15 protein-coding genes are annotated in these 18,261 nt (G+C 69.8%); 7 read left to right on the top strand and 8 right to left on the bottom strand.

The genetic code is table 11. The features are described from left to right. Positions 1-38: 38 nt before the first annotated feature. The 3 genes from JHC79_RS05855 to JHC79_RS05865 all read right to left on the bottom strand — a co-directional run bounded on the left by JHC79_RS05855 (position 39) and on the right by JHC79_RS05865 (position 3,268). Positions 39-776, bottom strand: coding sequence for an SDR family oxidoreductase (locus tag JHC79_RS05855; protein WP_296389226.1), 738 nt, complete (start codon positions 774-776; stop codon positions 39-41). A 78-nt stretch (positions 777-854) separates the two neighbouring features. Next, entirely contained in the window at positions 855-1,988 is a 1,134-nt protein-coding gene (locus tag JHC79_RS05860) for a GDSL-type esterase/lipase family protein (RefSeq protein WP_296389227.1), read from the bottom strand. Positions 1,989-2,029: 41 nt separating this feature from the next. Next, on the bottom strand, positions 2,030-3,268 hold the full coding sequence (locus JHC79_RS05865; protein ID WP_296389228.1) for an aminotransferase class III-fold pyridoxal phosphate-dependent enzyme: 1,239 nt from the start codon (positions 3,266-3,268) through the stop codon (positions 2,030-2,032). A gap of 64 nt (positions 3,269-3,332) precedes the next feature. Here JHC79_RS05865 and hrpA point away from each other — a divergent pair, with 64 nt between their 5' ends. Then, positions 3,333-7,322, top strand: coding sequence for an ATP-dependent RNA helicase HrpA (gene hrpA, locus JHC79_RS05870; protein WP_296389229.1), 3,990 nt, complete (start codon positions 3,333-3,335; stop codon positions 7,320-7,322). On the opposite strand, the gene nrdR is transcribed toward hrpA, so the two are convergent. Both nrdR and JHC79_RS05880 read right to left on the bottom strand, forming a co-directional pair. After that, positions 7,293-7,799, bottom strand: coding sequence for a transcriptional regulator NrdR (gene nrdR, locus JHC79_RS05875; protein ID WP_296389230.1), 507 nt, complete (start codon positions 7,797-7,799; stop codon positions 7,293-7,295). The genes hrpA and nrdR overlap by 30 nt on opposite strands. Positions 7,800-7,990: 191 nt before the next feature. Beyond that, positions 7,991-8,512, bottom strand: coding sequence for a LysM peptidoglycan-binding domain-containing protein (locus JHC79_RS05880; RefSeq protein WP_296389231.1), 522 nt, complete (start codon positions 8,510-8,512; stop codon positions 7,991-7,993). A 201-nt stretch (positions 8,513-8,713) separates the two neighbouring features. Here JHC79_RS05880 and lexA point away from each other — a divergent pair, with 201 nt between their 5' ends. Both lexA and JHC79_RS05890 read left to right on the top strand, forming a co-directional pair. Beyond that, positions 8,714-9,391 carry a transcriptional repressor LexA gene (gene lexA / locus JHC79_RS05885; protein WP_296389232.1) on the top strand — a complete coding sequence of 226 codons (678 nt, stop codon included), beginning with the start codon at positions 8,714-8,716 and terminating at the stop codon, positions 9,389-9,391. Between the two features lie 58 nt (positions 9,392-9,449). Continuing rightward, on the top strand, positions 9,450-10,319 hold the full coding sequence (locus JHC79_RS05890) for an SDR family NAD(P)-dependent oxidoreductase (RefSeq protein ID WP_296389233.1): 870 nt from the start codon (positions 9,450-9,452) through the stop codon (positions 10,317-10,319). Between the two features lie 31 nt (positions 10,320-10,350). Here JHC79_RS05890 and JHC79_RS05895 read toward each other — a convergent pair whose 3' ends face one another. Further along, the gene (locus JHC79_RS05895; RefSeq protein WP_296389234.1) at positions 10,351-10,989 is read right to left on the bottom strand and encodes a TetR/AcrR family transcriptional regulator; all 639 of its coding nucleotides are present in this window, start codon (positions 10,987-10,989) and stop codon (positions 10,351-10,353) included. Between the two features lie 120 nt (positions 10,990-11,109). Then, positions 11,110-12,846, bottom strand: coding sequence for a putative PEP-binding protein (locus tag JHC79_RS05900; RefSeq protein WP_296389235.1), 1,737 nt, complete (start codon positions 12,844-12,846; stop codon positions 11,110-11,112). A gap of 108 nt (positions 12,847-12,954) precedes the next feature. Here JHC79_RS05900 and JHC79_RS05905 point away from each other — a divergent pair, with 108 nt between their 5' ends. The 4 genes from JHC79_RS05905 (at position 12,955) to JHC79_RS05920 (ending at position 17,158) form a co-directional block, all read left to right on the top strand. After that, positions 12,955-13,722 (top strand): DeoR/GlpR family DNA-binding transcription regulator, encoded by a 768-nt coding sequence (locus JHC79_RS05905; protein WP_296389236.1) that lies wholly within the window; start codon positions 12,955-12,957, stop codon positions 13,720-13,722. Further along, positions 13,719-14,690 (top strand): 1-phosphofructokinase family hexose kinase, encoded by a 972-nt coding sequence (locus JHC79_RS05910; RefSeq protein WP_296389237.1) that lies wholly within the window; start codon positions 13,719-13,721, stop codon positions 14,688-14,690. The genes JHC79_RS05905 and JHC79_RS05910 overlap by 4 nt, the downstream gene beginning before the upstream one ends. A gap of 71 nt (positions 14,691-14,761) precedes the next feature. Further along, the gene (locus JHC79_RS05915; protein ID WP_296389238.1) at positions 14,762-16,855 is read left to right on the top strand and encodes a fructose-specific PTS transporter subunit EIIC; all 2,094 of its coding nucleotides are present in this window, start codon (positions 14,762-14,764) and stop codon (positions 16,853-16,855) included. 42 nt (positions 16,856-16,897) lie between these two features. Continuing rightward, positions 16,898-17,158, top strand: a complete 261-nt coding sequence (locus JHC79_RS05920) for an HPr family phosphocarrier protein (protein ID WP_296389239.1) — start codon at positions 16,898-16,900, stop codon at positions 17,156-17,158. Positions 17,159-17,244: 86 nt separating this feature from the next. Here the strand turns inward: JHC79_RS05920 and hflX are convergent. Further along, positions 17,245-18,261: GTPase HflX (gene hflX, locus JHC79_RS05925; RefSeq protein ID WP_296389240.1), on the bottom strand; the 1,017-nt coding region annotated here is incomplete at its 5' end.

Consider the following 18,261-nt stretch of genomic DNA (forward strand, 5'->3'; position numbering starts at 1 on the left):
AGGACCTCGCAGCGCGGAGCGACCCCGGGCCACCGACGTCAACGGAAGGTGTAACCGCCGTCCGGGTAGACGACCGATCCCGTCATCGCGCCGTTGAGCAGCAGATGAACCACCGACTGCGCGACCTCGTCCTCGGTGATGAGGCGACCGATCGTGGCCGCGCTCACATACTGGCCGAACGCGGCGCGGCGGACGTCCGGATCACGCGTTCGCCAGAGGTTCCCGTCGATGGTCCCCGGCGCGACCGCGTTGACGCGGACGGGCGACAACTCGACCGCCAATCCCCGGGCCAGGCCCTCGACGGCCGCGTTGGCGGCGATGTAGGCGGGCGCGCTGCCGGGCGGACGGACGCTCGCCGCGCCCGACATCAACACGATCGACGCATCGTCGGCCAGCCGGGGCAGCGCCGCCTTCACGACGCGGTACTGGCCCCAGAACTTCGACTCGAACGGTGTCGCGGCCTCGGCCTCGCCGAGGTCGCGCATCGGGCCCGTCACATAGGTGGCCGCGGTGGTGAACACCCCGTGGACGATGTCGATGTCGCCGAAGAAGGCCGAGACGCTGTCGGCGTCGGATGTGTCCACCGTGCGCCACCGCGCGCCGTCGCCGAGATCGGCGGCGGCGTCGGCGAGCGTCTGCTGTGTCCGACCGCCGAGGACGACCTGTCCGCCGGCCTCGACCACCGCGCGCGCCACACACAACCCGACACCCGACCCGCCTCCGATGAGCACCACGGTGCGATCGACGAACGCGGTCGGGGCCAACCAGGAGCTCATCTGCGCGAGGCTACCGCAGGCCACCGGCCAAACCGATTCGCCGTCAACTCATCTCGAAACGTGAACCCACTCGGTTGATCAGCCCGCGAACGGCCCGCCGGGACCGAAGGTCAGCTCTGCGAACCGCTCGGCGATCCGTCGGTGTCCCGCCGCATCCGGGTGCAGCGCATCCGGCAACGGCAGCTCGACGGCGTCGGCGGGACCGTAGAGGTCGAGGCCGTTCACATGATGCAGCGTCGGATCGTGGCGGCGGCGCTGCGCGACGATGTCCGCCAGACGGTCGCGGATCACCCTCAGCGTGAGCTTCCCGGCTGCGGTCTCCGCGGGATCACCGGTCGCCCGGAACCGGACCTCGCCGGCGGCCAGGGCCGCGACGTCGAACGCACCGGGGCCCGGGGTGTCCTCGTGGATCGGGCAGCAGATCGACGACACGACCACGAGCGGGGTGTCGGGGTGGCCGTCACGGATGGTGTCGAGGAACCCGTGCACGGCCGGACCGAACGCGCGCAGGCGAATCAGGTCGGCGTTGACCAGGTTGATCCCGATCTCGACGCTGATCAGGTCGGCCGGGGTGTCCCGCATGACCCGGGCGACGCACGGGTCGAGCAACGCGTTGCCGCCGAATCCCAGATTGGTCAGCTCGACGCCGGTGGCGGTGGCGGTGAGTGCGGGCCAGGTGCGCGACGGACTGCCCGCGTTGGACCCCTGGCTGATGGAGCTGCCGTGGTGAAGCCACGCCCGTCGCGCGGAGGCGCGGACGGGTTCGACGGCCGCGTCGGACCGGATCGCGACTATCTCGGTGGTCTCGTTGTGCGGCAGCCAGATGTCGATGTCCTCGGCGCGCCCGGACAGTCCGTCGAACCGCAGCGTGGCCACCTCGCCCACATGGGTCTGCACCGCTCCGGTGGCCATGTCGACCGACAGCGTGGTGGCCGTCGCCGCGCTCGCCTGCGCCACGAGTCGGCCGTCGACGAGCAGATCATGGAGCCCCACGGGCCGCGGCGGTAGTCCCGGGTAGACGACCCTGGTGGCGCGGACGTCCACCTCGACGGTGGTCGCGGCCGAGCGGAACGTGATCCGTACCCCGGCGGGCTGGGTCTCGGACATGGCGAGACGGTCGTCGCCGACCTGGTCGAGGGCCCACTGCGGCAGTCGGTGCGGCAGGACGCCGTGCTCGGTCTCCTCGAGCTCGATGGCTCCACGAACGGTCATCGCCGACACCGGGATGTCGAACCAACCGTCAGCCCCGGGCGTCAGGGGACCAGGTGGTCGAGTGCGTCACCGATGCGCTGCGCCAGTTCGTGGACCTGTTCGGTCGTCATCACGAACGCCGGCGAGATCTGCAGAGCACCCTGACCCGCGGCGCGACCGCTGACCCCGTGGGCGCGCAGTGCGGCCACGGCGGCAGGCGCGGTGGCGGGGTCGGCCAGCTGGACGGCGGCGATCGCGCCGATGCCGCTGCGGACCTCGGACACCGCGACGTGGTCGGCCAGCGGCGCGAGTGCGGTGTGCAGGTCGGATTCGATTCGCGCGGCCTCACCGACGAGCCCCTCGCGTTCGATGATGTCGAGGTTGGCCATCGCCGCCGCGGCGGCGCCCGCGTGACCGCCGTAGGTGTAGCCGTGACGCCACCAGACCCCACCTGAGTAGAACGGCTCGGCGATGTGCGGCGCGATGAACACGGCACCCATCGGGACATACCCCGACGTCAGCCCCTTGGCCGTGGTCACCATGTCGGGCGCGAGATCGAATCGCTGTGAGGCGAACCAGGATCCGCCGATGCGGCCGAAGCCGGTGACCACCTCGTCGGCCACGAACAGGACGTCGTGGTCGCGGCAGATCTGCCGGATCTCGGAGAGGTAGCCCTCCGGGGGGAGATAGACACCGCCCGCACCGATCACCGGTTCGCAGAAGAACGCGGCGACCGAGTCGGCACCCACGCGCTCGATCAGGCCGAGCAGGCTCTTCGCGTCGTCCCAGTCGATGGTGGCGGCGTCGGCCATCAGCTCGCCGTACCCGTCGCGGTTCGGCGGTAGCCCGGACAGCGCGGTGCCCGCGACGTGCATCCCGTGATAGGCCTTCGTCCGGCCGACGATCAGCTTCTTGTCCGGCTGACCCTTCTCGTGCCAGTACCGACGGGCGAGCTTCGCCGCGGTGTCGATGGAGTCGCTGCCGCCTGAGGTGAAGAACACCTTGCTGCCCGGCACCGGGGCGATCTCTCCGAGACGCTCCGCGAGTTCGATGGTGATCGCCGGGGCGATGTCGCCGAAGCCGGAGTAGTGGGCGAGGGTGCCCAGCTGGCGTCCGACGGCGTCGCCGATCTCGGTCCGGCCGTGACCGACGTTGGTGAACCACAGGCCTGCGGTGGAGTCGAGATACTGCCTCCCCTCGGTGTCCCAGATGTGGACGCCCTCGCCTCGTGCGATGGCGAACGGACCGTTCGCGCTCACTGCGCCCATGTCGGCGAATCCATGCCACAACGTCGATGTCATGGCACACATCATGCCTCCGGCGTCCACACCCATCGATTCCGACGCCACCGGCACCGTCTCGGCGATGACGAATATCCTGGAGACCATCATGTCCAACCAGACCCGTCGGCCCCGTCCGAGCACCGACACCGACGGCGACGCGATCGCGTGGGACGAGGTCTCGATCGCCGACGAGCACCGGCTGCGACGCCGCCGGTCCCGGCTGCGCACCGACACCGACCGCAACCGCTTCACCGGCGCCCTGCGGTCCGCGCAGGCGCGACTCGTCCGCCGTCGGGAGTCCGTACCGACGCTCGTCTACCCACCCGAGCTCCCCATCTCGGGTGCCCGGGAGGAGATCGCGGAGGCGCTGGCGAACCACCAGGTGATCGTCGTCGCCGGCGAGACCGGATCGGGTAAGACCACCCAGCTGCCGAAGATCTGTCTGGAACTCGGGCGCGGCGTCCGCGGCACGATCGGGCACACCCAGCCCCGTCGGATCGCCGCTCGCGCGGTCGCCGCCCGCATCGCCGAGGAGACCGACACCGAACTCGGCCGCACCATCGGTTTCTCGGTCCGCTTCGACGACAAGTCCGGCGACGACACCCTGGTCAAGGTGATGACCGACGGCATCCTGCTCCGCGAGATCGGGCGCGACCCGCTGCTGCGTGCCTACGACACGATCATCGTCGACGAGGCACACGAGCGGAGTCTCAACATCGACTTCATCCTCGGCTTCCTCAAACAGCTGCTCCCCCGCCGCCCCGATCTCAAGGTCGTCATCACCTCGGCGACCATCGATCCCGGTCGCTTCGCCGAGCACTTCGCCACGCCCGGGAACCCCGTTCCGATCATCACGGTGTCCGGACGGACCTATCCGGTCGAGATCCGTTATCGACCCCTGTCGGTCGAGTCCGACGACCCCGAGCACGACCACGAGGACCTCGACCAGATCCAGGCCATCCGCGCCGCCATCGACGAACTCAGTCGCGACGGCCCGGGCGACATCCTCGTGTTCCTCGCCACCGAACGCGAGATCCGCGACACCGCCGACGCCCTGCGGGGCCTCGCCGACTCCGGCGTGAAGATCCTGCAGCTGTTCTCACGTCTGTCGACCGCGGCGCAGCACGAGGTCTTCACCACCTCGACCCAGCGACGGATCATCCTGTCCACGAACATCGCCGAGACGTCGTTGACGGTGCCCGGCATCCGCTACGTGGTCGACGTCGGCACGGCCCGGATCTCCCGGTACTCGCTGCGCACCAAGGTCCAACGGCTACCTATCGAACCCGTCTCGCAGGCAAGCGCACGACAGCGGGCCGGGCGCTGCGGTCGTGTGGCCGACGGCATCTGCATCCGGCTGTACGGCGAGGACGATTTCGACGCGCGACCGGAGTTCACCGAACCGGAGATCCTGCGCACCAATCTCGCCTCGGTCATCCTGACGATGACCGCACTCGGACTCGGCGACATCGCCGCGTTCCCGTTCGTCGAGGCCCCCGACGCGCGCTCGATCCGCGACGGAGTCGGACTCCTCGACGAGCTCGGCGCGGTGCAGGGGCAGGGTGCCGAGCGGACGCTGACGCCTGTGGGCCGCGATCTCTCCGACCTCCCGGTCGACCCCCGGTGGGCGCGGATGCTGGTGGCCGCACGCGACAACGGCGCCCTGGCCGAGGTTCTCGTCATCGTCTCCGCGCTCTCGCTGCCCGACGTGCGTGAGCGTCCTGCCGAGCACCGTCAGGCCGCGGACGAGGCGCACCGGAAATACTCGGTCGCCGGATCGGACTTCCTGTCGATCCTGGCGTTATGGGACCACCTCGACGAGGCACGACGCGGCCTGTCCAACAACCAGTTCCGGCGGCAGTGCGAGCGCGAGTTCCTGCACTGGCTGCGAATCCGGGAGTGGCGCGAGCTGCACCGTCAGCTCGAGCGCATCACCGCCGACAAGGGGTGGTCGCCGAACTCGACAGCAGCGCCACCCGCGGCGGTCCACCAATCGCTGCTCGCCGGCCTGCTGGGACATCTCGGGGTCCGGGAGGGCGACGCGCGCGAGTTCCTGGGCGCCCGCGGTACCCGGTTCGTCGTGTTCCCCGGCTCTCCCCTGGCGAAGAAGCCGCCGCGATTCGTGATGGCCGCCGAGATCGTCGAGACATCGCGGCTGTTCGCGCGTACCGCCGCGGGTATCGAGCCCGAGTGGGCGGAGAAGATCGCCGGCCCGTTGGCCAAACGCCAGTACAGCGAACCGCATTGGTCGATCAAGCGTGCGTGTGCGATGGCGTATGAGCGGGTCACGCTCTACGGGGTGCCGCTGGTGGTCAACCGCCCGGTGCCGTTCGGGCGGATCGACCCCGAGGTGTCGCGAGAGCTGTTCATCCGTCACGCCCTGGTCGACGGTGAGTGGCGGACCCGGCATCCCTTCTTCGAACGCAACCGCGCTCTGCTCGACGACGCCCGCGATCTCGAACACCGTGCTCGGCGCGGCGATCTCGTCATCGACGACGATCAGTTGTTCGACTTCTACGACGAGCGGATCGGGCCGGAGGTGGTGTCCGGCGCCCATTTCGACAACTGGTGGAAGCAGGCGCGTGCCACCGAGCCAGACCTCCTCGATCTGACGGCCGACGCCGTCGCGGACCCCGACGCGATCTCGGCGACGGAGTACCCCGACCACTGGCAGCAGGGCGAGGCGCGGTTGGCCTTGACGTACGAGTTCCGCCCCGGGACCGACCGCGACGGCGTCACCGTGCACATCCCGGTGGCGCTGCTCCCCCGCATCCGACCGTCCGGATTCGACTGGCTCGTACCGGGATTGCGGTCCGAACTCGCGGTCGCGCTGGTCCGGACGCTCCCCAAGGCCATCCGTCGACGACTGCCGCCCGCCGCGGACGCCGCGGGTCCCGCCCTCGCGGCGCTGACCCCGCGCAGCGAGCCCATCGCCACCGGCCTCGCCCGCGAGCTGACCCGTCGGACCGGTGTTGTCGTCGCTCCCACCGATTTCGACCCGGCCGGTCTCCCGGATCACCTGCGGATGACCTATGCCGCCGAGACCGAGGACGGGACACCCGTGGCGACCGCGTCGTCGTTGACCGATCTCGTCGCGGCGGTGACGACCGCCGCCAGACCGCACGTCGCCGTCGAGGCGACGACGAGTCGGCGACAGACCCGACAGAAACGAACCGGCGGACCGGCCGCCGACGGTGCTGGTACGCAACCGGCACGGACACCGGTGACCGAGTGGACACCCGCCACCATCGGCACCCTGGCGGAGTCGGTGGTCGACACCATCGCCGGGCAACGCGTCACCAGCCATCCGTCGCTGCGAGCGGTACCGGGCGGTGTGGTCGTCGACATGGCGTCGTCACCCGCACAGGCACGCGCTCAGACCCGTGAGGGCATCGTCGCCCTGCTCGAGTTGTCCATCCCGCAACTCAAACCCAGTGCGGTGGCGCAACTACCGGTCGGTGACCGGATCGCGCTGTCGCAGAGTCCGTATGCGAGCACCGACGCGCTGCTGCGCGATTGCACCAGCGCGGCGATCCGCGGTGCACTCGGTCCCACCGACGCCGTCACCGACAGCGCCCGGTACGCCACGCTGCGGGCACAGGTCGCCCGCGACGTTCCGCAGTCGGCGCGACGGGTGCTCGCCGCCGTCGGTGACGCGATGACACGAATGGCCCCGATCCACACCGAGCTCGACCGGATCGGTCCCGGCGCGGTGCGCGACGACGTCACCGAACAACTCGACCACCTCGTCTACGAGGGATTCATCGCCGATACGGGATTCGACCATCTGTTGCGACTACCGGCGTATCTCGACGCCATCGTCGTACGACTGGGCAAGCTGCCCGCGGCGGCTGCCCAGGACGCCCGCGCCATGGGAGCCGTCGACACCGTCACCGCCCGATGGAACTCGGCGCTGGCCCGAGCCACACCCACACGTCGGGCGGTCATCAACGAGCAGATCAACTGGATGGTCGAAGAACTCCGGATCGGACTGTTCGCAGAACGGATCGGCACGGCCTACCCGGTGTCGGAGAAGCGGGTACTACGGGCGATCGACGCCCTCGGCAGCTGATCCGACCGTCGCGTGGGCGTTCGACGCACGCGACGGCAGCGCACGGAGATCGTCGATCTCGCGCTGGAAATCCTCGACCGATTCGAACGAACGGTAGACCGACGCGAACCGGAGGTAGGCGACCTCGTCCAGCTCCCGGAGGGGCTGCAGGATCGCCAGACCCACCTCGTTGCTGGGGATCTCGGCCGAGCCCGACGCCCGCACCGAGTCCTCGACCTGCTGAGCGAGTTGGCGCAGGCTGTCCTCGTCGACCTGACGGCCCTGACACGCCCGCCGCACGCCCAGCATGACCTTCTCGCGGCTGAAGGGCTCGGTGACCCCGTTGCGTTTCACCACCGCGAGCACCGCGCTCTCGACCGTGGTGAAGCGGCGGCCACACTCCGAGCAGGAGCGGCGCCGGCGAATGGCCTGGCCCTCGTCGGCAACACGCGAGTCGACCACGCGGGTGTCCTCGTTCTTGCAGAAGGGGCAATGCATCGGTGTGTCCTCGAGCCGGGTCCGTGGGCGAGACGACGGGGACGTACTCCCGGCGTCGACGCGGAGTCCGAGACGAACCCCTGGTGACCAGGATACCGATGTGTATCCGAGCCCGGACACGGTGTGAACGGCCGCGGTGACATCGGGGTACCGACGCACCCGCCGACCGTCCTCGAACGCCACCGCGCGACTCAGCGCAGGTAGGTCGGCGCGAGCAGCGGCTGACCGACGGTGATCGCCGACCCGCTCAGGTGATTGAGGTCCTTGATGGTCGCGACGACCGATGACATCGGCTGATCCGGTGCGACCCGGGTGGCGAGCTCGCCCAGCGATTCGCCGCCGCGCACGTGCACCAGTTCGGTACCACTGACCGCCGGCGCGGTGGAGTCGGCGAACACCGAACCGCTGACGACCATCATCCACATCACGACCGCGAGCCCGATTCCGACGACGACGGCGACGGCCCATCCGATCGGGGCGGGACGCAGCGACGGCGGCGCCTGGCGGCGGGCGTCACCGCACGCGACGCCCGATCGCGGACGGACGGTCTCAGGACGACGTCCCGCGGGGCGGCGGACATCCGGTCGCAATCCGACAGTGGCGGTGCGGCGACGCGCGGGCGCACCCTGCGGCGCGGTCCGGCGGGCGGGATCGGACGGACGGACGGGCGCATCGCCGGTGGTGCCCGTGTGACGCGTGAGAGTCTGATTCATGACGTTCTCCTCATCGACCAGACGTTCGAATGAACGTATGTTCGATTAGATCACGGGGGTCCGACAAAGTCCCGACACGATCGAACAAATGTTTGAAAGTTGTTATCAAGTCCTCTACTGTCCCAGGTGACAGCAGGTCCGCGCGCTTCTCGAACAGGCCCACAGGGCCCGTCGGGGGCGGACCGCGACAGGAGGGACACCGTGTCCGACACCACCGTCACCACCACCGAGGCCGCCGAGGGACCCATCAGCGAGGCCGATCTGACCTCGCGGCAGGCGAAGGTCCTCGAGGTCATCCGCGCATCGGTTCGCGAGCGCGGTTACCCGCCGAGCATCCGCGAGATCGGCGACGCCGTGGGCCTCACGTCCACGTCCTCGGTCGCCCATCAGCTGCGCACCCTCGAGCGCAAGGGCTTCCTCAAGCGCGACCACAACCGCCCTCGCGCGGTCAACGTCCAGGACCAGGATCCCGCCGACATCACCCCGGAGACCGACGCACTGCCGACGCCGACCTACGTGCCGGTTCTCGGACGGATCGCCGCGGGCGGTCCGATCCTCGCCGAACAGGCCGTCGAGGAGGTCTTCCCGCTCCCCCGCGAGCTCGTCGGCGACGGCGCGCTGTTCATGCTCAAGGTGGTGGGTGAGTCGATGATCGACGCGGCCATCTGCGACGGCGACTGGGTGGTCGTCCGTCAGCAGAACGTCGCCGACAACGGCGACATCGTGGCCGCCATGATCGACGGCGAGGCCACGGTCAAGACCTTCAAGCGCACGAACGGGACGGTCTGGCTGATGCCGCACAACCCGCTGTTCTCCCCCATCCCCGGAGACGAGGCCGCGATCCTGGGCAAGGTCGTCACCGTCATGCGTCGAATCTGATCGTCGCATCCGGGCTCGACACACTGATCTGACCCGACGGCGTGTCACAATGACGTCCATGAGTGCGAAGAGGATCGATCTGTCCGGTTCGGTCACCGTGATCACCGGGGCCGCCGGCGGGATCGGTCGTGCCGTGGCCCGCGAACTGCACGGTCGTGGTGGCATCGTCGTCCTGGTCGATCTGGACCAGGCCTCGGTGGACGCGGTGGCCGCTGAATTGGGTTCCTCCCGGTCGTTGGCCCTGCGGGCCGATGTCACCTCTCCCGACGACCTACACCACGTGATGACCACTGCCGCGGACCGTTTCGGCCGCATCGACGTGGTTCACGCCAACGCCGGCATCTCCAGCGGCGAGTCCGCCGACACGGTGCTCAGCGTCGCCGACGGGACCTTCGAACGGGTGATCGCGGTGAATCTGGCTGGCGTGTGGAACACGGTGCGCGCGGCTCTGCCCCACATCGTCGAGTCGCAGGGACATGTGCTCATCACCTCGTCGACCTACGCCTACCTCAACGGCATGGTCAATGCGCCCTACGCGGCGACCAAGGCCGCGGTCGAACAGATCGGTCGGGCGCTGGGCGTCGAACTGGCGGCGCATGGTGCGTCGGCGGGTGTGCTCTACCCCGGCTGGGTCGCCACGCCGATCGCCGACGTCGCTTTCGGCAAGGACGAGTTGGCCACCGCTCTCGTGGCGCGCGCGTTTCCTTCGTTCCTGCGTGACCCCATCGCACCCGAACGTGTCGGCCGCGCGGTCGCGCGCGGTGTCGAACGCCGCGCACCGCGCATCCAGATCCCGCGTCGGTGGGTGCCGGTCTCCTTCCTGCGCGGCATCGTCAACCCGATCCTGGATCGCTCCCTGCGTGCCGACACGGCCCTGCTCGATCTCGTCCGGCAGGTCGAGACACGGTCACACCGCGAGATCCGTTAGACCGCAGGCCGACCCGAACCGGACCCCTACCTCAGGTCGGGTCGTAGAACCGATCGAAGGCCGCGGCGAACAGGCCGGTGCACACCGCGAGGATCTCGTCGGGATCGTGTGATCCGTTCCCGAGGACCCAGTCGACGAGGAGCTGGTTGACCGCACCCACCAGCCCGACGGCCACCAACCGGAACTGCGGCGACGACATGTCGTCGATCTGCGCGGAGGTGGTGGCCGCGACGAGGATCAGGTCGGCGAAGTCATGGATGACCCGGTACCGGCGGTCCTCGAGTCGTGGACTGACACCGACCACCTCGAGGAGCATGATCCGAGCGAGACGCGGGTCGTCGGTGAGGTGTCCGATGAACGCCCCCAGCGCCGACTGCGCGAGATCGACCACGCCGGAATCACTCTCGGCGATGGCCGCATCGACGCGGCTGCGCGTGTCGGCGACCACCGCGTCATAGACGCCGAGGAGCAGACCTTCGCGGTCCTCGAACGACTCATAGAAGTAGCGCTGGGTCAGCTTCGCCTGATCGCACACCTGCTTGACCGAGACCCGCGTGTAGCCGTGCGTGGCGAACAGGTCGAGACCCGCCGCCATCAGCTGGTCGCGACGTGCTGCGCGACGCGTCGCGGGGTCCTGCCCGGCGTAGCGCCGGCCTGTCTCCTCGGCCACCTGGTGGGTCCTCCTCATCTCGAGGAGAACTCTAGTGCCACCCACCGGGAGGCCCGCGTCCCGTCGACGGGACCACGGCGATCCCGCGCCCTGACAGCCCTCCCCAGGCAGCCGGAACCGTCAGTCGCGCAGGGCATCTGCCGCGGCGAGGCGCGCCGCCGCAGGATCGGCCGTGGCCAGGGCCGCGTGCGCGGCGGATCGACACTGCGCCAGGGTGACGTCGGCGAGAGCGGCACCCACCCCGGCGGCCGCGGCGGGTGCGCTCGACAACGACGTGACCCCCATACCCACCAGAACGCAGGCCAACAACGGATCGGCGGCAGCCTCGCCGCACACCCCTACCGGCTTGCTCACCGCGGAGCCCGACGACGCGACACGGTCGATCAGGGCGAGCACGGCGGGCTGCCACGGGTCGGTCAGACCCGCCAGTTCCGACGACATCCGATCCGCGGCCATCGTGTACTGCGTCAGGTCGTTGGTGCCGATGGACACGAAGTCGACCTCGGCGAGGATCGCGGGGGCCAGCAGTGCCGCCGACGGGATCTCGATCATCACGCCCGCGGTCAGTCCGCGCTCACGCACCTTCGCCGCGAAATCCCGCGCCTCGGCTGCGGTCGCCACCATCGGTGCCATCACCCAGGGCGATCCCCCGGTCGCACGCGCTGCCGCGGCGATCGCGTCGAGCTGGCGGTCGAGCAGGCCGGGATCGGCGAACGAGATGCGCAGGCCGCGGACACCGAGCGCGGGGTTCGCCTCGGCGCCCTGGTCGGCGAACAGCAATGGCTTGTCCGAGCCCGCGTCGAGGGTGCGGATGACGATCTTGGCGGTGTGGGCACCGGAGTCGGAGGCGAAGGCGTCGACGACCTCCTGATAGAGGGTGGTCTGTTCGGCGACCGTCGGCTCCGAGGCCCGGTCGAGGAACGCGAGCTCGGTGCGGAACAGACCGATGCCGGCCACGGGGAAGTCGGTCGCGGTCCGGGCCGAGGCGCCGTCCTGCACGTTGGCCAGGATGGCGACCTCGACCCCGTCGGCGGTGCGACCGGGGCCCGTCCAGCGCGACACCAGCTCGGACTGACGCAGGGACTCGGCGACCTGTGCGCGTGCGTCGTCGGGGTCGGACCCGAGGCTGACCGTGCCCGCGGTGCCGTCGAGCAACACGGGTGTCCCCGCGGGCACCTCCGACAGGTCGGCGACGGCGACCACACAGGGGATGCCCAACTGCCGGGCGATGATCGCGGTGTGGCTGGTGGGCCCGCCGAAGCGGGTGGCGAGTCCCCGCACCATCGACGGGTCGAGGCCCGAGGTGTCGGCGGGGGCCAGGTCGTCGGCGAAGAGGATGACCTCCGAGGTCGGTTGGGCCAGGCCCGGTTCGGGGTCGCCGGCGAGTTCGGCGAGCACACGGTCGCGGACGTCCATGAGGTCGGTGACCCGCTCGGCCATCAGTCCACCGAGCTTGGTGAACACCGCGGCGAACTGTTCGGTGGCGTCGACCGCGGCGTTCGGAGCGGGCGAGCCCGCCCGGATGAGCTTCTGCGCGGCGCCGACCCAGCCGCGGTCCTCGGCGAGTGCGGCGGTCGCCGACAACACCTCCGAGGCGACACCGGTACCGGCCGAGGCCCGCACCCGCAGTCGATCGGCCACGATCACCGTCGCCGCGGCGAAGCGGTCGCACTCGGCCTCGACGTCGGCGGGCGGCTCGCCCGGACCGGGCAGTTCGGGTCGCGGGCCGGGCCACATCACCGGCGCGTAGGCGACGCCGGCGACGACCGGGGTCCCGGACAGCACGGACGTCGACTCGGACGACGTGTCCGTCGACGGGGTGCGGTGAGCGAGCTGAACGTCATTCTGCGGTGGCATGTGATTCAAATTACAAGAAAAGCTTGACTTGTCAACACATCCAGGCGTAAACAGACTCATATCAACATCAAAAGCAACACAATCCAACCGAAACGGGGACGTTCTCCCATGTACGCCGAAGAGCGCCAGCAGGCCATCGCAGACCAGGTGCACCAGCACGGTCGCGCGTCGGTGGCCGCACTGGCCGAGGAGTTCGACGTCACCAGTGAGACCGTGCGTCGCGATCTGGCGTTCCTCGAACGCGCCGGGTTCCTGCGTCGGGTACACGGTGGCGCGGTGCCGGTCGACGCGGTGCGGGTCACCGAGCTCGGTGTCGCCGAGCGCGCGACCGCCCGTCCGGACGAGAAGATCCGCATCGGAATGGCGGCCTGCCGTTTCGTGCCCTCCGAGGGCGGCAGCCTCGTCATCGACGCCGGCACGACCACCATCCAGGCCGCGGCCTGCCTCCCCCGCGACCGCACCATCACGGTGTTCACCAACTCGCTGCCCGTGGCTTCGACCGTCGCCGATCACCCGAGCGCGCACCTGCACTTCCTCGGTGGCCGCATCCGCGGTCTCACCCAGGCCGCCGTCGGGGCCGCGCCGATCGCGGCCCTGTCGAACTACCGCGTCGATGTCGCGTTCATCGGTACCAACGGCATCACCGAACGCCACGGACTGTCCACCCCGGACCCCGACGAGGGGGCGATGAAGTCGGCCATGATCAACGCCGCCAATCGCGTGGTCGTGCTGGCGGACTCCTCGAAGCTCGGAAAGGAAGACATGACCGGATTCGCCGATCTGTCCCGCGTCGACGTGTTGATCACCGACGGCGGCATCGACGCCGGTTTCTCCGCGCGGCTGTCCGCGCGCGGGGTGGAGGTGGTGATCGCATGATCGTCACCGTCACCGCGAACCCGAGCGTCGACCGCACCGTCACCCTGCCCGGACCGTTGGTCCGCGGATCGGTCACCCGCGCGCTCGCATCCCGCGCCGAGCCCGGCGGCAAGGGCGTCAACGTCTCCCGTGCCGTGCAGATGGCCGGGGTCGCCACCACCGCGCTGCTGCCCGCCCGCTCCGGCGACCCGCTGCTGTCCGGACTCGACGCCGTCGGATTGCGCTACCGCACCGTCGACGTCGCCGCCGACGTGCGCAGCAACCTCACCGTCACCGAACCGGACGGCACCACCACCAAGCTGAACCTCCCCGGCAACCCGATGACCCCCGCCGATCTGTCCGCGCTGACGACGTTGATCGTGGAATCGGCCGCCACGGCGACCTGGGTGGCCCTGTGCGGCTCGCTGCCGCCCGGCGTGCCCGACTCCTGGTATGCGGACCTGGCCTCGCTGCTCGCGCCGTTGAGCTGCCGAGTCGCCGTGGACACCTCCGGTGCCCCGCTGCACGCGATCCGCGCCGCGATGCCCGATGTCGCCGTCGACCTCATCAAGCCCAACGTCGAGGAGCTGTGCGAGATGACCGGCGCCGACCTCGAGCTGCTGGAGCGATCCGCGGACGCGGGCGATTTCGGACCCACCCTCGACACCGCACGCTCCCTGCAGCAACTCGCCGGGTGTGCGGTGCTGGCGACACTGGGCGCCGCCGGCGCCCTGCTCGTGACCGCCGAGGGCGGCTGGCTCGCGACGCCGCCCCCCATCGTGCCGGTGAGCACCGTGGGTGCGGGCGACGCGACTCTGGCGGGCTACCTGCTCGCCACCGGAGACGAGGCGACACCGGCGGAGCGTCTGCGCCGCGCGGTCGCCTACGGATCGGCCGCAGCGGCGCTGGCCGGGACGCAACCACCCACTCCCTCGGATCTCGCACTCGCCGCGGTGCACGTGAGCGAGGTCGCGACCCACGCGGTCTGAGCGCGGCCAGCGCTCTCCCCTTTTCCCACCCACCACTCCAGCGTCAACCACTCATCAGAAAAGGCACAACGATGTCCGATACACATACCGCCGGCACCGCGCACGGGGGTGCGCAGGGTCCGGATCCCACGCAGATCATCGAGGTCGACACCGTCGCTCTCGACGTCGACGCCGGCCGCGACAACCAGGCCGTCATCACCTATCTCGCGCAGCGCCTCGTCGCAGCGGGGCGGGCGACCGACGTCGAGGGTCTCGTCACCCCGGCCATGGCCCGTGAGGCCCAGTCGGCCACCGGACTCCCCGGCGGGATCGCGATCCCGCATTGCCGCAGCGAGGCCGCGCAGCGCGCCAGTCTCGCCTTCGCGCGCCTGTCCCCCAAGGTCGACTTCGGCGCCAAGGACGCACCCGCCGACATCGTCTTCCTCATCGCCGCACCGGCATCGGGGGGCTCCGAGCACATGAAGCTGCTCAGCTCGCTGGCCCGCGCGCTGGTCCGTCCCGACTTCGTCGCGCAGTTGCGCTCGGCGAAGGACGCGGAGACCATCGTCGAACTGGTGCAGGGCGTCGTCTCGCCCGCACCGGCCGCACCCACCACGCCCGCGACCGCCGCGGTGACCCCGCCGCCGGCCGCGCAGGCACCTGCCGCCGATCGCCCGACCGTGGTGGCGATCACCGCCTGCCCCACCGGGATCGCGCACACCTACATGGCCGCGGACTCCCTCACCTACGCCGCCGAGCGTGCTGATGTCGACTTCGTCGTCGAGACGCAGGGGTCGTCGAAGACCACCCCGATCGATCCGGCCGTCATCGCCCGGGCCGGTGCGGTCATCTTCGCCACCGACGTGGGCGTCAAGGGCCGCGAGCGGTTCGCGGGCAAGCCCGTCATCGAGTCGGGCACCAAGCGCGCGATCAACGAGCCGGACGTGATGATCACCGAAGCCGTTGCGGCATCGAAGAATCCGAACGCCAAGAAGGTCGGCGGCTCGGCGTCGGCGGCCACGGACGCGTCGTCGGGCTCCAGCGAACTCGGCTGGGGCACGCGTACCCGGCAGATCCTGCTCACCGGCGTCAGCTACATGATCCCGTTCGTCGCCGCGGGCGGTCTGCTCATCGCGCTCGGATTCCTGCTCGGCGGATACGAGATGGCACTCAAGCCCGACGGCGCCACCGATCCCATCGGTGCGACCATCGCGCTGTCCAACAGCCTGACCAACCTGCCCTCGGGCGGGTTCCTGCAGTACCTCGGCGGTGTGTTCTTCGAGATCGGCTCGCTCGCCTTCTTCTTCCTCGTCCCCGCACTGGCCGGTTACATCGCCTTCGCGATCGCCGACCGGCCCGGCCTGGCCCCCGGTTTCACCGCCGGCTACATCGCGTCGGTCGTCGGCGCCGGCTTCATCGGCGGCCTCGTCGGTGGTCTGATCGCCGGTTTCGTCGCCCTGTGGATCAGCCGGATCCCGTTGCCGCAGTGGGCCCGAGGCCTGATGCCCGTCGTCATCATCCCGTTGCTCGCCACACTGATCACGGGCGCGTTGATGTTCATGGTCCTCGGTCGTCCGCTCAAGTGGATCACCACCTCGCTGCAGGACGCACTCTCCTCGATGTCGGGCAGCTCGGTGATCATCCTCGGTGTCATCCTCGGCCTGATGATGTGTTTCGACCTCGGCGGTCCGGTCAACAAGGCGGCCTACGCCTTCGCTGTCCAGGGACTGGCCATCGGCGGGTCCGCGGACCTGCGCATCATGGCCACCGTGATGTGCGCGGGCATGGTCCCGCCACTGGCGATGGCGTTGGCCACCACCATCCGCCCGAAGCTCTTCACCGAGCCCGAGCGCGAGAACGGCAAGGCGGCCTGGTTGCTGGGCGCGTCGTTCATCTCCGAGGGCGCCATCCCGTTCGCGGCGGCCGACCCCCTGCGGGTCATCCCCTCGATGATGGCCGGCGGCGCCGTGACCGGCGCGCTGACGATGGCCTTCGACGTCGGCCTGCGTGCTCCGCACGGCGGCATCTTCGTCTTCTTCGCGATGACCAACGTGTTGGGCTTCCTGATCTCGCTCGCGGCGGGCACAGTGGTCGGAGCGGTTCTGGTGGTCGCCGCCAAGCAGATGCGCAGCAAGCCCGTCGTCGCCACCCCGGCGACGGTCGCGGCCCAGCCCGTCGCTGCCTGATCGACCCCGTACCACCAGACCCCACAACCAGGAGGAATTGATATGCCCAGCACCACCATCGCCGTCGGATCCGCCGTCGGCCTGCACGCCCGACCGGCGACCATCATCGCCGAGGCGGTCGCAGCAGCCGGATCAGCGGTCACCCTCGCCGTCGAGGGCGGGGAGCCGGTCGACGCCGGCTCGGCCCTGATGATCATGACCCTCGGTGCCGAGAAGGGCACCTCGGTCGTGGTCAGCGCCGACGATCAGGAGACGTTGGACTCGATCGCGGGTCTCGTCGCGAAGGATCTCGACGCCGAGTAGTCCGACACCGACGATGAACGCCCCGGGGACGATGTCCCCGGGGCGTTCGTCGCTGTGCTCGCCTCTGCCTTCTCGGTGGTGTCGCCTCAGCCGCTGTGCGCGAGCCCGGCCAGTTCCCCGGCCAGTGCGGCGGGCACCTTGATGCGCATGAAGGTCCCCTCGGTGCGGTGCTCGGTGGAGAGCACATCGCCCTGGGCGTGTATGCGCGACACCAGGTCTCCGCGTGAGTAGGGCACCTCGACGGTGAGCTCGACGTCATCGCGACCGACCACGTCACGCACACGCTCGAACAGTTCCTCGAGTCCGGCACCGGTGAGCGCGGAGACGAACACCGCGTCGGGGAACTCGCTGCGCAGCGCGGTCAGCGTGGTCGGGTCGGCGGCGTCGATCTTGTTGATCACCAGCACCTCCGGCGGCGCCGTGGCGTTCTCGGCACGGACGACGTCGTCGATCACGGTCCGCACGGTGGAGATCTGCTCCATCGGCAGCGGATCGGAGGCGTCGACCACGTGCAGCACGAGATCGGCGTCGACGACCTCCTCCAGCGTCGAGCGGAACGCCTCGACGAGCTGGGTCGGCAGGTGTCGGACGAAGCCGACGGTGTCGGTGAGCACGAGTTCGCGACCATCGTCGAGGGTGGCGCGACGGGTGGTCGGGTCGAGGGTGGCGAACAAGGCGTTCTGCACCAGCACACCGGCGCCGGTCATCGCGTTGATGAGGCTGGACTTGCCCGCGTTCGTGTACCCGGCGATGGTCACCGACGGCACCGACGAGTCACGGCGCCTGCTGCGCTTGGTGGTGCGCGAGGTCTTCATCTGCCGGATCTCACGACGCAGCTTGGCCATCCGCTCACGGATCCGCCGTCGATCGGTCTCGATCTTCGTCTCACCCGGTCCGCGCAGACCCACACCGCCGTTGCTGCCCGCTCGGCCACCGGCCTGCCGGGACATGGACTCACCCCAGCCGCGCAGCCGCGGGATCATGTACTCCATCTGCGCGAGGGCGACCTGAGCCTTGCCCTCACGGGACGTGGCGTGCTGGGCGAAGATGTCGAGGATCAGCGCGGTGCGGTCGATGACCTTGACCTTGACGACCTTCTCCAG

Source organism: Williamsia sp. (assembly GCF_016462415.1).
GTDB lineage: Bacteria > Actinomycetota > Actinomycetes > Mycobacteriales > Mycobacteriaceae > Williamsia_A.